This is a genomic window from Amorphus sp. MBR-141 (assembly GCF_053628695.1).
In genome coordinates this window covers 114,610-130,390 of record NZ_JBRJGW010000002.1, presented here as the reverse complement: position 1 = coordinate 130,390, position 15,781 = coordinate 114,610, and the positions used below count along the sequence as shown (strand labels likewise).

General features: G+C 70.6%; 12 protein-coding genes, 1 other RNA gene and 1 pseudogene. All 14 read left to right on the top strand.

The features are described from left to right. Window positions 1–133 precede the first annotated feature (133 nt). The 14 genes and pseudogenes from ACSSVZ_RS03120 to murB all read left to right on the top strand — a co-directional run bounded on the left by ACSSVZ_RS03120 (window position 134) and on the right by murB (window position 15,780). A complete protein-coding gene (locus ACSSVZ_RS03120; protein WP_453968240.1) occupies window positions 134–847 on the top strand; it encodes a Crp/Fnr family transcriptional regulator in 714 nt (237 codons plus the stop codon). Window positions 848–987: 140 nt separating this feature from the next. Continuing rightward, an RNA gene (gene rnpB, locus ACSSVZ_RS03115) (RNase P RNA component class A) lies at window positions 988–1,389 on the top strand. Window positions 1,390–1,921: 532 nt separating this feature from the next. Beyond that, the gene (locus ACSSVZ_RS03110) at window positions 1,922–2,383 is read left to right on the top strand and encodes a division/cell wall cluster transcriptional repressor MraZ (protein WP_453968239.1); all 462 of its coding nucleotides are present in this window, start codon (window positions 1,922–1,924) and stop codon (window positions 2,381–2,383) included. Then, the gene (rsmH, locus tag ACSSVZ_RS03105) at window positions 2,380–3,399 is read left to right on the top strand and encodes a 16S rRNA (cytosine(1402)-N(4))-methyltransferase RsmH (RefSeq protein WP_453968238.1); all 1,020 of its coding nucleotides are present in this window, start codon (window positions 2,380–2,382) and stop codon (window positions 3,397–3,399) included. The genes ACSSVZ_RS03110 and rsmH overlap by 4 nt, the downstream gene beginning before the upstream one ends. Beyond that, window positions 3,396–3,749: a cell division protein FtsL gene (gene ftsL, locus ACSSVZ_RS03100; protein ID WP_453968237.1), complete on the top strand. Its 354-nt coding sequence runs from the start codon at window positions 3,396–3,398 to the stop codon at window positions 3,747–3,749. Before rsmH ends, ftsL begins: the two co-directional genes overlap by 4 nt. Window positions 3,750–3,758: 9 nt before the next feature. Continuing rightward, window positions 3,759–5,474, top strand: a complete 1,716-nt coding sequence (locus ACSSVZ_RS03095) for a peptidoglycan D,D-transpeptidase FtsI family protein (RefSeq protein WP_453968236.1) — start codon at window positions 3,759–3,761, stop codon at window positions 5,472–5,474. Between the two features lie 178 nt (window positions 5,475–5,652). Then, a pseudogene (locus tag ACSSVZ_RS03090) lies at window positions 5,653–7,092 on the top strand (UDP-N-acetylmuramoyl-L-alanyl-D-glutamate--2,6-diaminopimelate ligase); the annotation flags it as partial. Continuing rightward, window positions 7,066–8,529: a UDP-N-acetylmuramoylalanyl-D-glutamyl-2,6-diaminopimelate--D-alanyl-D-alanine ligase gene (locus tag ACSSVZ_RS03085; protein ID WP_453968653.1), complete on the top strand. Its 1,464-nt coding sequence runs from the start codon at window positions 7,066–7,068 to the stop codon at window positions 8,527–8,529. The pseudogene ACSSVZ_RS03090 and the gene ACSSVZ_RS03085, both read left to right, overlap by 27 nt. A 9-nt stretch (window positions 8,530–8,538) precedes the next feature. Continuing rightward, the gene (gene mraY / locus ACSSVZ_RS03080) at window positions 8,539–9,624 is read left to right on the top strand and encodes a phospho-N-acetylmuramoyl-pentapeptide-transferase (RefSeq protein WP_453968235.1); all 1,086 of its coding nucleotides are present in this window, start codon (window positions 8,539–8,541) and stop codon (window positions 9,622–9,624) included. Window positions 9,625–9,700: 76 nt separating this feature from the next. Then, window positions 9,701–11,092: a UDP-N-acetylmuramoyl-L-alanine--D-glutamate ligase gene (gene murD, locus ACSSVZ_RS03075; protein ID WP_453968234.1), complete on the top strand. Its 1,392-nt coding sequence runs from the start codon at window positions 9,701–9,703 to the stop codon at window positions 11,090–11,092. Next, a complete protein-coding gene (gene ftsW, locus ACSSVZ_RS03070; RefSeq protein ID WP_453968232.1) occupies window positions 11,092–12,252 on the top strand; it encodes a putative lipid II flippase FtsW in 1,161 nt (386 codons plus the stop codon). Before murD ends, ftsW begins: the two co-directional genes overlap by 1 nt. A gap of 23 nt (window positions 12,253–12,275) precedes the next feature. Next, complete coding sequence (gene murG, locus ACSSVZ_RS03065; protein ID WP_453968231.1) at window positions 12,276–13,406, top strand: undecaprenyldiphospho-muramoylpentapeptide beta-N-acetylglucosaminyltransferase; 1,131 nt, start codon at window positions 12,276–12,278, stop codon at window positions 13,404–13,406. Next, the gene (gene murC / locus ACSSVZ_RS03060) at window positions 13,403–14,821 is read left to right on the top strand and encodes a UDP-N-acetylmuramate--L-alanine ligase (RefSeq protein ID WP_453968229.1); all 1,419 of its coding nucleotides are present in this window, start codon (window positions 13,403–13,405) and stop codon (window positions 14,819–14,821) included. The genes murG and murC overlap by 4 nt, the downstream gene beginning before the upstream one ends. Next, complete coding sequence (gene murB / locus ACSSVZ_RS03055) at window positions 14,818–15,780, top strand: UDP-N-acetylmuramate dehydrogenase (RefSeq protein WP_453968227.1); 963 nt, start codon at window positions 14,818–14,820, stop codon at window positions 15,778–15,780. Before murC ends, murB begins: the two co-directional genes overlap by 4 nt. Window position 15,781: the final 1 nt, after the last annotated feature.

Below are 15,781 nucleotides of genomic sequence, written 5' to 3'. Positions count from 1 at the left end.
GCGCCGCGCCAAGCGGCTAGCGTCCCCTCATCGATCGCGGCACCGCGCCGCATGCGGCATCCGGCCCGATCTGCGGCTTCATCGGCCGTGGTAGGGAGCCGGAGTCCACAGGATCCGGGCTCAGGAGGACAGCATGAATACCGTCCACACTCTGGTCGACGCGCGACGCACGCCGGTGGCAGCGCAGGTTGCCGGCGAGGAAGACTGGGCCGCGCTGTTGTCCTCCGCACGCACCAAGTCGGTCCGGCTGGCCGAGCATTCGGTGGTCTACTACGAGGGCGACCCGGCCGACCGGTTCTACGAGATCGTCGACGGTGCCGTCATGCTGGTGAAGCTTCTGCCCGACGGCCGGCGCCAGGTGGTCGGCATCCTCGGGCGCGGCGACATCTTCGGCCTCCCGGCGGGCGAGGATCAGGACAGCACGGCGGAGACGCTGGTGCCGTCGGTGCTGAAGGCAATCGAGCGGCGCGACGTGCGCGAGTCCGCCGCCCTGCTGACCCACATCAACGGGTGCCTGCTGCGCCAGCTCGCCGGGCTGCGCGAGCATTCGGTGCTGCTCGGCCGCAAGTCGGCCTTCGAGCGGGTGGCGAGCTACCTGACGCAGATGGTGCCGGGCCGGGCGCTCGGCGAGCACTGCCGCGGCCGGCCGGAGGGCGACCGCGACGAGGCGGTGGTGCGGATCACCATGACCCGCCAGGAGATCGCCGACTATCTGGGCCTCACCATCGAGACCGTCAGCCGCATCATCTCCGACATGAAGCGCAAGGGCTTTCTGGTGGCCGACCGGCAGGACCGGCTGCGGATCACCGACGTCTGTGCGCTGTGCCGCAAGAGCGGATCGCGCTGAGCGCCTGCCGTCCGCCACGCGGCCGATCGGACGAACGCCCTCGCGCTCCGTGCCGATTTCCGGGGTCAATCAGGCCGCCGTGCGGGTTCTCGCGCGGCGGCTTCTTGATTTTGCCGGACGGCGCGCCCTATTGGAGGTCGCCAGCCGGCCGGACGGCCGCTCCGGCATCAGTCGAAAGGCTGCCGGGGAGGAAAGTCCGGGCTCCATGGAAACACGGTGCCGGGTAACGCCCGGCGGGGGTCAAACCCTAGGGAAAGTGCCACAGAAAGCAAACCGCCGGCCACCGCGCCGGTAAGGGTGAAAGGGTGGGGTAAGAGCCCACCGCGGGACTGGCAACAGGACCGGCATGGTAAACCCCACCGGGAGCAAGACCGAATAGGAACGGCGCGGCCGGCCGAAAGGCCGTCCAGTCCGTTTCCAGACCAGCCGTTCGGGTAGGTCGCGTGAGGCGTCCCGCAACGGGCGTCCCAGATGAATGGCCGTCACGTGTCCGGATCCGTCCGGGCACCTTACAGAACCCGGCTTACAGGCCGGCTGGCGATCTCGATTTCCCGGCCTGCGGCGCCGGCCCGGCCGCGCGCGCCGGCTGGGCGCGGCCCCCACCGCGCCCGAGGCCGGCGCCGGCGGCCTCCCGGCCGGCCATGGCCGAGGTGGATTCTTCGTTAACCCGTCTCCTGTCATGCTGCAGAGCGTCCTGCCGGACGGCCTGGTCGAGGGCCGTCGCGAGCGGGCCGGCCCCAGCTTGCGAAAGCGTCGATTTTTCAAGCGCTTGCGTTGTCTTTTCTGGCGGTGATCCGCCGCTCCGCCACGCCGGAAACGGCGGGGTTGCGTCGCGCGAATCACCAGGGCGGAATCCATTCCGACCCAGGAGATTCCATTGACGCCCATACACCCCCATGGTATCCCAAATACACCCGGTCGGATGAGCGAGCGACGGCGCCATTATCGGGGGCGGATGTTCGTGCCTGCGACGCCTGGGGTCGGTTGGGTCGATGCCGTGCAGACGCACATGGAGACCGCTCCGGGCGCAGTCGACCCGGTCATTGGCCCGTCAGATGGACTGCGAGAGGGCCGATGCACGGGTTCGTGTCTCACTACACGAACAGGCTGGACGCGAAGGGCAGGGTGTCGATCCCGGCCCAGTTCCGTGCCGTGCTCACCCGCGACGGGTTCGAGGGGCTGTACTGCTTCCCCTCTCCGCATCAGCCGGCAGTCGATGCCGGGGGCAACGGACTCCTGTCTGAAATCGAAGGCCGTCTCGGCGGATTTCAGACCCTTTCCGCGGACCACGACCTCGTGTCGACGGCCCTGTTTGGCATCAGTGAAGTCTTGAAGGTGGACGGGGAAGGCCGGGTGATGTTGTCCGAAACGATCAAGGCCCACGCCGGCATCGCCGAACAGGTCGTCTTCGTCGGTCTCGGCTACAAGTTCCAGATCTGGGCTCCCGAGCGCTTCGCCGAACACCGCGCCGCCGCGATGCGCCAGGCGTTCGGCATGCTGGGTGGTCAGCCGGCCGGCGGGGGCGCCCCGTCATGACCGCCTGGGACGACGCCCCACCGGAACGCTCCATCCATCTCCCCGTGATGTGCGACGAGGTCGTCGAGCGGCTCGCGCCGAAGCCCGGCGACGTCATCATCGACGGCACCTTCGGGGCGGGCGGCTACACGACCGCGCTGCTTCAGGCGGGCGCCACCGTCATCGCGATCGATCGCGATCCGGAAGCGATCGCCCGCGCCGAGGCGCTTGCCCTCGAGTGGGGCGACAAGCTCATCATCGTCCGGGGCCGGTTCAGCCAGCTCGACGCCCATGCCATCGCCAGCGGCTTCCCCGCCGTCGACGGCGTGGTGCTGGACGTGGGCGTCTCCTCCGCCCAGCTCGATGCTGCCGGCCGGGGCTTCTCGTTCCGGCAGTCCGGGCCGCTCGACATGCGCATGGGCCTGGACGGGCCGACCGCCGCCGACCTGGTGAACACCGCTCCCGAGCGGGCGATCGCCCAGATCCTGCAGCGCCTGGGCGAGGAGCGCCGGGCCCGTGCGGTGGCGCGGGCGATCATCGCCGAGCGCACCAAGGGGCCGATCGAGACCACCGCCCAGCTCGCCGACCTGGTGGCGCGCGTCGTGCCGTCGGCGCGCGACCAGATCAACCCGGCGACCCGGACCTTCCAGGCGCTGCGCATCTACGTGAACCGCGAACTCGAGGAACTCGCCGAGGCGCTGGCCGCTGCCGAGCGGATCCTCCGCGAGGCGGGGCGCCTCGTCGTGGTCGCCTTCCACAGCCTCGAGGACCGCATCGTGAAGCGTTTCCTGGCCGACCGCAGCCGGGTGCTGGCCGGCGGCTCCAGACACCTTCCGGAGAGCACCATTCCCGACGCGACCTTCGAACTTCTGACGCGCAAGCCCGACACGCCGGGCGAAAACGAGACGCGCCGCAATCCGCGCGCGCGCTCGGCCCGGCTCAGGGCCGCCGTGCGCACCGCGGCGCCGTCGCGTCCGATCGATCCGAAGGCGCTCGGCGTGCCGATGGTGCCCGAGCTTGCGGGGTGGGAAGCATGACCGCTTACCGTTTCCTGATCCTGTTTCTCGCCATCGGCGTGCTGTTCTCCGCCTCGTCGGTGTTCGCCATCAAGAAGGACGCCGAGCGGGCGGCCGAGCGGGCCGGCCGGTTGCACCGCCAGATCACCGAGGAGAAGGCGAAGATCGGCGAGCTCCGGGCCGCCTGGAGCGTCGCCGACGATCCGGGCCGGCTGCAGCAGCTCGTCGACCAGCATCAGGACCTTCTCGTCCTGAAGCCGATCGAGGCCGCCCAGATCGGCACCTTCCGAGACATTCCGCGTCGCCCTCCCGCGCCACCGGCAGATCCGTTCGACGGATCGCCGGCCGCGGGCGCGACAACCGGCCGATAGGGGCACGTCATGGCAAAAGACAAACAGACCGCAGAAGCTGCCAGGCGCGCCTCGAGCATGAAGGCTGCCGCGCGCGATGAGCGCGGCCGGGGTCGCATCGTTCTCGCCATGACGGCCTTCGTGATCGCCTACGTGGTGATTGCCGGACGCCTCGTCGTTCTTGGCATGACCGACGAACGGCCGAACGTCGCCTACCAGACGGCGCAGGAAGCCGTGTCGGCAGCCCGTCCGGACATCGTCGACCGCAACGGCGAGATCCTGGCCACGGACCTGTCGACCGCGTCGCTCTACGCCGAGCCGCGCCGGCTGCTCGACGTCGACGAAGCAATCGAGGCGCTGGCGACCGTGATGCCGGATCTGGCCACCGCCGCCACCCGCCGCAGGCTTGCCTCCGACGCCGGTTTCGTCTGGCTGAAGCGCGAGATCACCGCCGAGCAGCGCGAGCGGATCCATGCGCTCGGCATTCCGGGCATCGACTTCCTGACCGAGAACCGCCGCTTCTATCCCGGCGGCGGCCTTGCCGGTCATATCCTGGGCGCCGTCAACGTCGACAACGCCGGCATCGCCGGCCTCGAGAAGTACATCGACGACAACGGCCTGTCGGCCCTGCACCAGGCGGGCCTCGCCCGCACCGGCGAGGATCTGTCACCGGTGCGGCTGTCCATCGACATCCGTGTCCAGCACGCCGTGCGCGACGAGCTGAGCCGCGCGATGGACCGCTACAAGGCGATCGCGGCGATCGGCATCATCCTCGACATCCACACCGGCGAGGTGATGGCCATGTCGTCGCTGCCGGACTACGACCCGAACGACCCCGGCCAGGCCCTCGACCAGGATCGGATGAACCGTGCGACGGGCGGCGTGTTCGAGCTCGGCTCGGTGTTCAAGACGTTCACCACCGCGATGGCGCTCGACAGCGGCAAGGTCAAGCTGACCGACAGCTTCGATGCCCGCCGCCCGATCCGGGTCGGCTCCTTCACCATCAACGACTACCATGGGACCAACCGGATCCTGACGGTGCCGGAGATCTTCGTGCATTCGTCGAACATCGGCACGGCTCACATGGCACTGAGCGTCGGCGTCGACGCGGAGCGGGAGTTCCTGAAGCGGGTGGGGCTCCTGGACCGGGTTCAGACCGAGCTTCCGGAAGTCGCGGCGCCGATGCTGCCGCCGAAGTGGTCCAACCTTGCGGCCATGACCATCTCCTTCGGTCACGGTCTCTCGGTCAGCCCGATGAATGCGGCGGTGGCCACCGTGGCGTTGATGAACGGCGGCAATCTCATCAATCCGACCTTCTTCCCGCGCACCCGGTCGGAAGCCCTGTCGTCGGCCAAGCGGGTGGTCTCGACCCGCACGAGCATGGAAATGCGCGACCTGTTCCTGCTCAACGGCCAGACGGGTTCCGGCCGCAACGCCCAGGTCGACGGCTACCGGGTCGGCGGCAAGACCGGCACCGCCGACAAGGTCGTCAACGGCCGCTATTCCCACAACAAGCGGCGCAACAGCTTCCTCGCGGCGTTCCCGATGGACGATCCGCAGTACGTGATCCTGGTCGTGCTCGACGAGCCTGAGCCCGAGGAAGGCAAGGTTTATGCGACGGCCGGCTGGAATGCCGCGCCCACCGTGGCCAACATCGTGCGACGCGCCGCACCGATGCTCGGCGTGCCGCCCAAGTTCGAGACCGACGACGCCGAAACCCTGCTCGTGTCGTTCGAGAACAACTGAGGCGCGCCGGCGGCGCGCGACACACGATCGGGACCAGGCAGCCGCGCTGTGCGCGGCTGCGTCTTGCCCGGGCGAACATGGTAAACGAGCCGGCAACAATTCCGGCTCATTATGATTCTTGTTCGGCGGTGCGCACCGAGGTTGCGCCCGCCCTGACACGCACGAAGAGGCAAGCGACATGCGGCTGCAGGATTTGGCCCCGGATCTCGATCTCGGCACCGACGGCGGTGTCGCGATCTCGGGGCTGACTGCGGACAGCCGCAAGGTGCGGTCGGGCATGCTGTTCGCGGCCCTGCCGGGCAGCCGTGCCGACGGAACGGCCTTCGTCGCCGACGCGGTCGCCGGCGGCGCTGCGGCCATCCTGGCCGGCACCGACGCCGCGTTGCCGGCAGACCTCGCCGTCCCGGTCGTCCGCGACGACGATCCGCGCCGCAGGCTGGCGCTGATGGCGGCGCGGTTCGCTGGCGACCAGCCCGAGACCATCGTCGCGGTCACCGGCACGGCCGGCAAGACATCGGTCGCCGCCTTCACCCGCCAGATCTTCGAGGCGGCCGGCCACCAGGCGGCCAGCGTCGGCACCCTCGGCGTCGTCACCAACACCGGCGCCAGCTACGGCGGACTGACCACCCCGGATCCGGTGGCGCTCCAGCAGGAACTCGCCGACCTCGCGCGGTCCGGGGTCACCCATCTCGCCTTCGAGGCGTCCAGCCACGGCATCGACCAGCGCCGCCTCGACGGCGTCCGCATCAAGGCCGCCGCCTTCACCAATCTCGGCCGCGATCACCTCGACTACCACGCCAGCGTCGAGGCCTATCTCGCCGCCAAGCTGCGGCTGTTCGATACCCTGCTCGGACCCGACGGCGTCGTCGTGTTCGATCCGCTCGCCCCCGGCGCCGAGGCCGTGGCCGACGTGGCGAAGGCGCGCAGCCTGACGACGTTCACCGTCGGCACGGCGGGCGCCAACCTGCGCCTGATCGAAACGGTGGTGGAGGCCGACGGCCAGCGCCTGACCATCGAGGCCGGCGGCGGCTCGCACCACGTGAAGGTGCCGCTTCTGGGCGGCTTCCAGGTCGACAACGCGCTGCTCGCGGCCGGTCTGGCGATCGCCGTGGGCGTTCCGCTTCAGGTGGCGTTCAGGGCGCTCGGCGCGCTCGAAGGGGCGCCCGGGCGGCTCGAGCTGGTTGGGCGCACGGCAGAGGGCGCGCCGGTCTTCGTCGACTACGCGCACAAGCCGGACGCGCTCGAGACGGTGCTCGAAACGCTGCGCTCCATTGCGCGCGGCCGTCTCGTGGTCGTGGTCGGCGCGGGCGGCGACCGCGACACCGGAAAGCGGCCCCTGATGGGCGAGATCGCAGCGAGACTGGCCGATATCGCCATCGTCACCGACGACAATCCGCGCTCCGAGGACCCGGCGGCGATCCGTGCGCAGATCCTGGCCGCGTCGCCCAAGCTGCGCGAAATTGCCGATCGACGGGCAGCGATCCGTGCAGCGGTGGCCGGGCTGGAGGCGGGCGACGTGTGCGTCGTGGCCGGCAAGGGGCACGAGACGGGCCAGATCGTCGGCGGGGTCACCCATCCCTTCTCCGATCATGTGGAGATCCGCGCCGCGCTGGCATCCGGGACGGCCGTGGACGGCCCGCCGCTGTGGACCGCGCAGGCGATCGCGGACGCGGCGCGCGGCCACCTCGCCGGTGCGGACTGCGCGGTGACCGGCGTCTCCATCGACACGCGCACGCTGAACCCGGGCGATGCCTATTTCGCCATCCGCGGCGACCGGTTCGATGGCCATGCCTTCGTCGACGCCGCCTACAAGGCGGGTGCGGCCGCGGCCGTGGTGTCGGAGAGGGCGGAGCCGCCGGCGGGCCACGCCGCGATCATCGTCCCGGACGTCCTGGAGGCGCTCGGCGATCTCGGCCGCGCCGCGCGGGCCCGCGCATCGGCGCAGATCGTGGCGGTCACCGGCAGCGTCGGCAAGACCGGCACCAAGGAGGCGCTGCGCCGGGCGCTTTCCGCCTGCGGGCCGACTCATGCATCCTTGGCCTCCCACAACAACCATTGGGGGGTTCCGCTGACCCTCTCCCGGCTTGCGCCAGACAGTGCCTACGGGGTCTTCGAGATCGGCATGAACCATGCCGGCGAGATCACGCCGCTGGCCGCCATGGTGCGGCCGCACGTGGCCGTGGTGACGACGGTGGGGCCCGTTCACATCGAGTTCTTCGGTTCGGTCGAGGCGATCGCCCACGCCAAGGCCGAGATCTTCACCGGGCTCGAGCCCGGCGGTGTGGCGGTCCTCAACGGCGACGACGCGGTGACCGATGTCCTGCGCGCCGATGCGAGGGCCGCGGGTGTCGGCCGCATCGTGACCTTCGGCACCAGGCCGGACGCCGACGTCCGCCTCGTCGACCTCGAGGCCGGGCCGGTCCGGTCGACGGTGACGGCGAGCGTGTTCGGCACCACCGTACGCTACGTGCTGGGCGCGCCCGGCCGCCACTCCGCGATGAACTCGCTTGCCGTCCTGGCCGCGGTCGACCTGGTCGGGGCGGACGTGGTGGCGGGCGCCGAGGCACTCGCCGGCCTGGAGGCCGGCACCGGCCGCGGCAAGCAGACGGATCTGTCGGTGACAGGCGGCAGGCTGCGCCTCATCGACGATGCCTTCAACGCCAACCCGTCTTCGGTCCGCGCCGCCATCGACACGCTGGCGCTGACGGCGACGGGGGCAGGCGGCCGGCGCATCGCCGTGCTCGGCGACATGCTGGAGCTCGGCGCGAACGCGCCCGCCTACCACCGGGACCTGGCCGGCCCGCTCGAGGATGCCGGCATCGACCTGGTCTTCTGCTCGGGCCCGCTGATGCGGATCCTGTTCGACGCGTTGCCGCAGGCGCGCCGCGGCGCCTGGGCGGAGACCGCCGCCGACCTCGCGCCGCTGGTGAGCCAGGCCGTGGCGGCCGGCGACGTGGTTCTGATCAAGGGCTCCAAGGCGAGCCGCATGACGGATGTCGTGTCGGCGCTGGTCGAGCGATACGCGCCGCTTCCACCGATTCATCCGCAGGGCTGAGGGGTCCGAATGTTCTATCTCCTGGGCGAGCTCGCCGGCCAAGTTTCAGGCCTCAACGTGTTCCGGTACATCACGTTCCGGACCGGTGGGGCGATGCTGACCGCCCTGTTCCTCGTCTTTTTCTTCGGGCCCCGCATCATCACCAGCCTCAGGCTGCGGCAGGGCAAGGGCCAGCCGATCCGTGCCGACGGCCCGGCCAGCCACCTGATGACCAAGAAGGGCACGCCCACCATGGGCGGCCTGCTGATCCTGCTCGGGCTGCTCGCCGCCACCCTGCTGTGGGCGGATCTCTCGAACCCCTACGTCTGGGTCGTGCTGCTGGTCACCCTGAGCTTCGGGATGATCGGCTTCTACGACGACTACCTGAAGGTCTCGAAGGCCACCCACGGCGGTTTCTCCGGACGCATCCGGCTGCTGCTGGAGGCGATCATCGCCGGCATCGCGGCGGCGGTGGTGTCGTCGCTGAGCCAGGGGCCGCTCGACACGGCGCTGGCGCTGCCCTTCGTGAAGGACTTCGTCATCAATCTCGGCCTGTTCTTCATCCCGTTCGGGATGCTGGTCATCGTCGGCGCGGGCAACGCGGTGAACCTGACCGACGGCCTCGACGGGCTGGCGATCGTGCCGGTGATGATCGCCGCCGGCTCGTTCGGGGTGATCGCCTATCTCTGCGGCAACGCGGTGTTCGCCGAGTACCTGCAGATCCACTTCGTCGCCGGTGCCGGCGAACTCGCCGTGCTGTGCGGCGCGGTGATCGGGGCGGGACTGGGCTTCCTCTGGTTCAACGCGCCGCCTGCCGCGATCTTCATGGGCGACACGGGCTCGCTGGCGCTGGGCGGCATGCTGGGCTCGATCGCGGTGGCCACCAAGCACGAGATCGTGCTCGCGATCATCGGCGGCCTGTTCGTGCTGGAGGCGGTGTCGGTGATCATCCAGGTCGCCTCCTTCAAGCTCACCGGCAAGCGCGTCTTCAAGATGGCGCCGATCCACCACCACTTCGAACAGCTTGGCTGGACCGAGCCGCAGGTGGTGATCCGCTTCTGGATCATCGCCGTGGTGCTCGCGCTTCTCGGCCTCGCCACACTCAAGCTGCGCTGAGGAGAATGGACGTGACCCGCCCCGTCAGGCCCACTTATTCGACCGGCACGCGCGGCACCGCCCGAAGGGGGCGCCGATGATCCCGGTCGCCACCTTCTCCGGCCGCAAGGTCGCGCTGTTCGGGCTGGGCGGGTCGGGCCTTGCGACGGCGCGCGCGCTGATGGCCGGCGGCGCGCTGGTCACCGCCTACGACGACCAGCCGGCGAAGGTGGCGCAGGCCGCCGCAGCCGGCGTTCCGACCGCCGACCTCGGGACGGTGCCCTTCGAGACCTTCGACGCGCTGGTGCTGGCGCCCGGCGTGCCGCTGACCCATCCCCGTCCGCACTGGACCGTGGTGATGGCGCAGGCGGCCGGCGTGCCGGTGATCGGCGACATCGAGCTCTACGAGCGCGAACGGCGGGCCCGCGCGCCGCAGGCGCCGCTGGTGGCCATCACCGGCACCAACGGCAAGTCGACGACCACCGCGCTGATCGGCCACCTCCTGAACGCGATGGGAATTCCGGCCCACGTCGGCGGCAACATCGGCATTCCGGTGCTCGACCTGCCGGTGCCGGCGGAGGGAAGCGTCGCGGTGGTCGAGGTCTCGTCCTACCAGATCGACCTGGCGCCGAGCCTGGCGCCCACCGTCGGGCTGCACCTCAACATTTCCGAGGACCACCTCGACCGCCACGGCACGATCGCCCACTACGCGTCGATCAAGGAGCGCGTGGTCGCCCGTGCCGGCGTCGCGGTCGTCGGCGTCGACGACGCCTGGTCGCTGGAGATGGCCGAGCGCCGCGAAGGGCGCGGCCTGCCGACGCTGCGGGTCTCGACCACGGGTCCGGTGCGCGACGGCGTGTTTGCCGAAGGCACCCGCATCGTGCGTGCCCGGGGCGGCGCCGAGACGACCATCACGGACATTTCCGGCATCGGCAGCCTGCGCGGGCGCCACAACGCCGAGAACGCCGCCGCCGCGCTGGCAACCCTCGTCGGCCTCGGCCACGATCCGCATCGGGCGGCCGCCGGGCTTGCCAGCTTCCCCGGCCTTGCCCACCGCCTGGAACAGGTCGGGCGCCGGGGCAACGTCCTCTTCGTCAACGATTCCAAGGCGACGAACGCCGATTCCGCCCGCCGGGCGCTGGCGAGCTTCGAGCGCATCTACTGGATCGCCGGCGGCCGGCCGAAGACCGGCGGCATCGAGAGCCTGGACGATCTCTTCCCGCGGGTGGCGCGGGCCTACCTGATCGGCGAGGCCGCCGACGTGTTCGCCGCGACGCTGAAGGGCCGCGCCGAGGCCGTCGTGTCCGGCGACCTCGAGACGGCCGTCGCCCAGGCGGCCGCCGACGCCGCAAACGGGCAAAGCGAGGCGGTGGTGCTGCTGTCGCCGGCCTGCGCGTCGTTCGACCAGTTTGCGAACTTCGAAGTCCGGGGCGAGGCGTTCAAGGCGCTCGTCCTCGGTCTCGACGGCATCGAACGGAGGGTTGCCTGATGGTTTCGCGCGCCGACCGCAGCATGCTTGCCGAGTGGTGGTGGACCGTCGACCGGCTGATGCTGATCGCCCTGGTCTCGCTGCTGGCGGGCGGGGTGGTCCTGTCGTTCGCGGCGAGCCCGCCGGTGGCCGAACGCCTCGGCCTGCCGAGCTACCATTTCGTCATCCGGCAGGCGTTCTTCGCCATCCCGGCCCTCGCCGTGATGATCGGGGTCTCGTTCCTGCCGAGCCGCAAGGTCCGGCGGCTCGCGCTGATCCTGTTCGCGGTGATGCTGGTGGCCACCATCGCGACGCTGTTCCTCGGCGACGAGGCGAAGGGTGCGCGCCGCTGGCTGTCGATCCTCGGCGTGTCGGTGCAGCCGGCGGAGTTCCTGAAGCCGGCGTTCGTGATCCTGACGGCGTTCCTGTTCGCCGAGGGCGGCAAGCGCCCGGAGCTTCCCGGCAAGCTGTTCGCCGTGCTGCTGCTGGCCATGGTGGTCGCGCCGCTGGTGGCCCAGCCCGACTTCGGCCAGACGATGCTGATCGCGATCGTCTGGTGCGCGATGTTCTTCCTGGCCGGCATGCCCTGGAAATGGGTGGTGTCGCTGGGCTTCATGGGGATGGGCGGGCTCGGGCTCGCCTACATGAACCTTCCGCACGTGGCCGCCCGCATCAACCGCTTCCTCGACCCGACCTCGGGCGACACCTTCCAGGTCGATACGGCGATCGAATCCTTCGTGCGCGGCGGCTGGTTCGGCCAGGGACCGGGCGAGGGGACGGTGAAGCGCATCCTGCCGGATTCCCACACCGACTTCGTCTTCGCGGTCACCGCGGAGGAATTCGGCGTGATCATCTGCATCCTGCTGGTCTCGCTGTTCGGCTTCGTGGTGCTGCGCGGGCTGCTGCACGCGCTCAGGATGCACGACGCCTTCACGCGGCTGTCGGTCTGCGGCCTGATCGTGCTGTTCGGCGTGCAGAGCATGATCAACATGGCGGTGAACCTGCATCTGATGCCGGCGAAGGGCATGACCCTGCCGTTCATCTCCTACGGCGGCTCGTCGCTGGTCGCGGTGGCCCTCGGCATGGGCTTCGTGCTGGCGCTGACGCGGCGGCGCCCGCAGACCGTCCACATCGGCCCGTTCGCTCCCGAAGCGAGCTACGCCACCCCGCAGCCGGCGTAGGGCGCATGCAGGGCGGAGAGACCATGGGCGCGACGATCCTCCTGGCGGCCGGCGGCACCGGCGGGCACCTGTTCCCGGCCGAGGCGCTGGCGCACGAGCTCGGCCGCCGCGGCCTGACCGTCGAACTCGTCACCGACGAGCGCGCCGAGCCCTACCGGGCGACGTTTCCGGCGCGGGCGATGCATGTCGTCTCCTCCTCGTCGGCGACCACCCGGATGTCGCCTGCGGCGATGGCCGGCGCCATGACCCGTCTGGGGGCGGGCTTCGTGCAGTCGGCCGGCATCATCCGGCGGGCGAAGCCCGCCGCGGTCGTCGGCTTCGGCGGCTATCCGACGCTGCCGCCGATCCTGGCGGCGCGGATGCTCGGACGGCCGGCCATCGTCCATGAGGCGAACGCCGTGCTCGGCCGCGCGAATCGCCTGCTGTCGCGTTTCGCCAAGGTGGCGGTCGCATTCCCCAACGCGCGCGGCCTGGCAAGCGGCGCCGACGCGCCTGTCCACACCGGAATGCCGGTGCGGCCCAACGTGATCGAGGCGGCCGCGACACCCTATCCGGTGCCCGCCGCCGACGGGACGTTCCGCCTGCTGGTGTTCGGCGGCAGCCAGGGCGCGCGGGTTTTCTCCGAGATCCTGCCGCCGGCCATGGCGCTGCTTCCGGACGAGCTGCGGCGCCGGCTGTCGGTCGTCCAGCAGTGCCGCCAGGAGGATCTGGACGCGGTGCGCGCGGCCTATGCCGAAACCGGCGTCGCCGCCGAACTCGCGCCTTTTTTCTCCGATCTTCCGGGGCGCATCGCCGCTGCCCACCTGGTGATCGGCCGGTCGGGCGCCTCCACCGTCGCCGAGCTCGGCACGATCGGTCGCCCGGCACTGCTGGTGCCGCTTCCGAACGCGCTCGACCAGGACCAGCGGGAAAACGCCACCGCATTCGCCGCCGCCGGCGGCGGATGGAAAATCGACCAGACGGACTTCACGCCGGACCGGCTGGCGCACGAGATCGCCGCGCTTTCCGCGGCGCCGCAGCAGCTTGCCACGGCGGCGGCCGCGGCGAAGGCCATGGCGCAGCCCGATGCGGCCGCGCGGCTTGCCGATTTCGTCGCCACCGTTGCCGGGCTCACGCCCGCCGGCGACGACAGGAAACAAGGGACGACACAATGAAGCTGCCCACCGACATCGGACCGGTTCACTTCGTCGGGATCGGCGGCATCGGCATGAGCGGCATCGCCGAGGTGCTGGCCAACCTCGGCTACACCGTGCAGGGCAGCGACATCGCCGAGAACGCCAACGTGAAGCGCCTGCGCGAGCGCGGCGTCGAGATCCACATCGGCCACGACGCCGCCAACCTCGGCGCGGCCACCGTGATCGTCGTGTCGTCGGCGGTGAAGCGCGACAACCCCGAGCTGATGGCGGCTCGCGCCCGGCTGCTGCCGGTGGTGCGGCGGGCGGAAATGCTGGCCGAACTGATGCGGCTGAAGCAGTCGATCGCGGTCGGCGGCACCCACGGCAAGACCACCACCACGTCGCTGGTGGCGACGCTGCTGGAGGCCGGCGGGCTCGACCCGACGGTCATCAACGGCGGCATCATCAACACCTACGGCACCAACGCCCGGCTGGGCGGCGGCGAGTGGATGGTGGTCGAGGCGGACGAGTCCGACGGCACCTTCGTTAAGCTGCCGGCCGACATCGCCATCGTCACCAACATCGATCCCGAGCACCTGGACCACTACGGCACCTTCGAGAAGGAGCGCGAGGCGTTCCTCCAGTTCGTCGAGAACGTGCCGTTCTACGGGTTCGCGGTGATGTGCCTCGACCATCCGGAGGTGCAGTCGCTGGTCGGCCGCATCGAGGACCGGCGGATGATCACCTACGGCGCCAACCCGCAAGCCGACGTGCGCTTCACCGACGTAACTTCCGACCGCGGCACCAGCCGGTTCGACGTGCACCTCTACGACCGGGTGACCGGCCGGGAGGAGACGATCGCCGACCTCGTGCTGCCGATGCCGGGGCTGCACAACGTGTCCAACGCCACCGCGGCGATCGCCGTCGCCGACCGGCTCGGCATCGGCGCCGACGCGATCCGCGCCGGCCTCAAGGCGTTCGGCGGGGTGAAGCGCCGCTTCACCCACACCGGCACCTGGAACGGCGTCGACGTGTTCGACGACTACGGCCACCACCCGGTGGAGATCGCGGCGGTGCTGAAGGCGGCGCGCGCCTCCACCAAGCACAAGGTGATCGCGGTGATGCAGCCGCATCGCTACACCCGGCTGCATTCGCTTTTCGACGAGTTCTGCGCCTGCTTCAACGACGCCGACGCGGTGATCGTGGCGGACGTCTATTCCGCCGGAGAGAGCCCGATCCCGGGCTCCGACCGCGACGGGCTGATCGCCGGCCTGCGCACCCGCGGCCACCGCCAGGTGATGGCGCTGGACGACCCGAAGGATCTGGCCGGGCTGGTCGCCAACATCGCCAGGCCCGGCGACTTCGTCGTCTGCCTCGGCGCCGGCTCGATCACCCAGTGGGCGCAGGCACTGCCGGGCCAGCTGGAGGCGCTCGCGCCGAAGGGTGGCGCATGAGCGGAGCCGACATCCTCGACGCGCTCGGAGCGGCACGCTCGGAGATCCGCGGGGTCCTGGAGCCGGACCGCGCGCTCGCCGACATCGCGTGGTTCCGGGTGGGCGGGCCGGCGGAGCTGCTGTTTCAGCCGGCCGACGAGGACGACCTGGCGGCCTTCCTGGCGGCGCTGCCGGCCGAGGTGCCGGTGCTGCCGATCGGGCTGGGCTCGAACCTCTTGATCCGCGACGGCGGCATCGCCGGCGTGGTGGTGCGGCTGTCTGCGCGCGGCTTCGGCCGGATCGCGGTCGAGGGGGACCGGGTGCGCGCGGGCACCGCCGCTCCCGACGTGAAGGTGGCCAAGGCCGCCGCCGACGCGAGCCTGCAGGGCCTGGCGTTCTACCGCGGCATTCCCGGCGCGATCGGCGGGGCCTTGCGGATGAACGCCGGCGCCTATGGCGGCGAAACGAAGGACCGGTTGATCGAGGCGCGCGCCGTCGACCGGGCGGGGCGGGTGCACGTGCTGTCGAACGCCGACTTCGGCTACGCCTACCGCCATTCCGAGGCCCCTGGCGACCTGATCTTCACCGAGGCGCTCTACCAGGCGGAGCCGGGCGATCAGGCCGCGATCCGCGCGGAGATGCAGACGATCACCGAAAGCCGCGAGGCGACGCAGCCGGTGAAGAGCCGCACCGGCGGCTCGACCTTCAAGAACCCGCCCGGCGCCAAGTCCTGGCAGCTGATCGACGCCGCGGGATGCCGCGGCCTGACCATCGGTGGTGCGCAGGTCTCCGAGCTGCACTGCAACTTCCTGATCAACACCGGCGATGCCACGGCGGCCGACCTGGAGCGCCTGGGCGAGACCGTGCGGGCGCGGGTGCTGGACACCTCGGGCGTGCGGCTCGACTGGGAGATCAAGCGCCTCGGCAGCTGGCCGGCCGGCCTCGCCGTTCCCGAATTCACCCCGTTCACGGAGCACTGAC

Bases quoted from the DNA above. Each gene is read 5' to 3' on its own strand.
- ACSSVZ_RS03120 (WP_453968240.1), top strand. From the start codon at position 134: ATGAATACCGTCCACACTCTGGTCGACGCGCGACGCACGCCGGTGGCA.
- ACSSVZ_RS03110 (WP_453968239.1), top strand. From the start codon at position 1,922: ATGCACGGGTTCGTGTCTCACTACACGAACAGGCTGGACGCGAAGGGC.
- rsmH (WP_453968238.1), top strand. From the start codon at position 2,380: ATGACCGCCTGGGACGACGCCCCACCGGAACGCTCCATCCATCTCCCC.
- ftsL (WP_453968237.1), top strand. From the start codon at position 3,396: ATGACCGCTTACCGTTTCCTGATCCTGTTTCTCGCCATCGGCGTGCTG.
- ACSSVZ_RS03095 (WP_453968236.1), top strand. From the start codon at position 3,759: ATGGCAAAAGACAAACAGACCGCAGAAGCTGCCAGGCGCGCCTCGAGC.
- mraY (WP_453968235.1), top strand. From the start codon at position 8,539: ATGTTCTATCTCCTGGGCGAGCTCGCCGGCCAAGTTTCAGGCCTCAAC.
- murD (WP_453968234.1), top strand. From the start codon at position 9,701: ATGATCCCGGTCGCCACCTTCTCCGGCCGCAAGGTCGCGCTGTTCGGG.
- ftsW (WP_453968232.1), top strand. From the start codon at position 11,092: ATGGTTTCGCGCGCCGACCGCAGCATGCTTGCCGAGTGGTGGTGGACC.
- murG (WP_453968231.1), top strand. From the start codon at position 12,276: ATGGGCGCGACGATCCTCCTGGCGGCCGGCGGCACCGGCGGGCACCTG.
- murC (WP_453968229.1), top strand. From the start codon at position 13,403: ATGAAGCTGCCCACCGACATCGGACCGGTTCACTTCGTCGGGATCGGC.
- murB (WP_453968227.1), top strand. From the start codon at position 14,818: ATGAGCGGAGCCGACATCCTCGACGCGCTCGGAGCGGCACGCTCGGAG.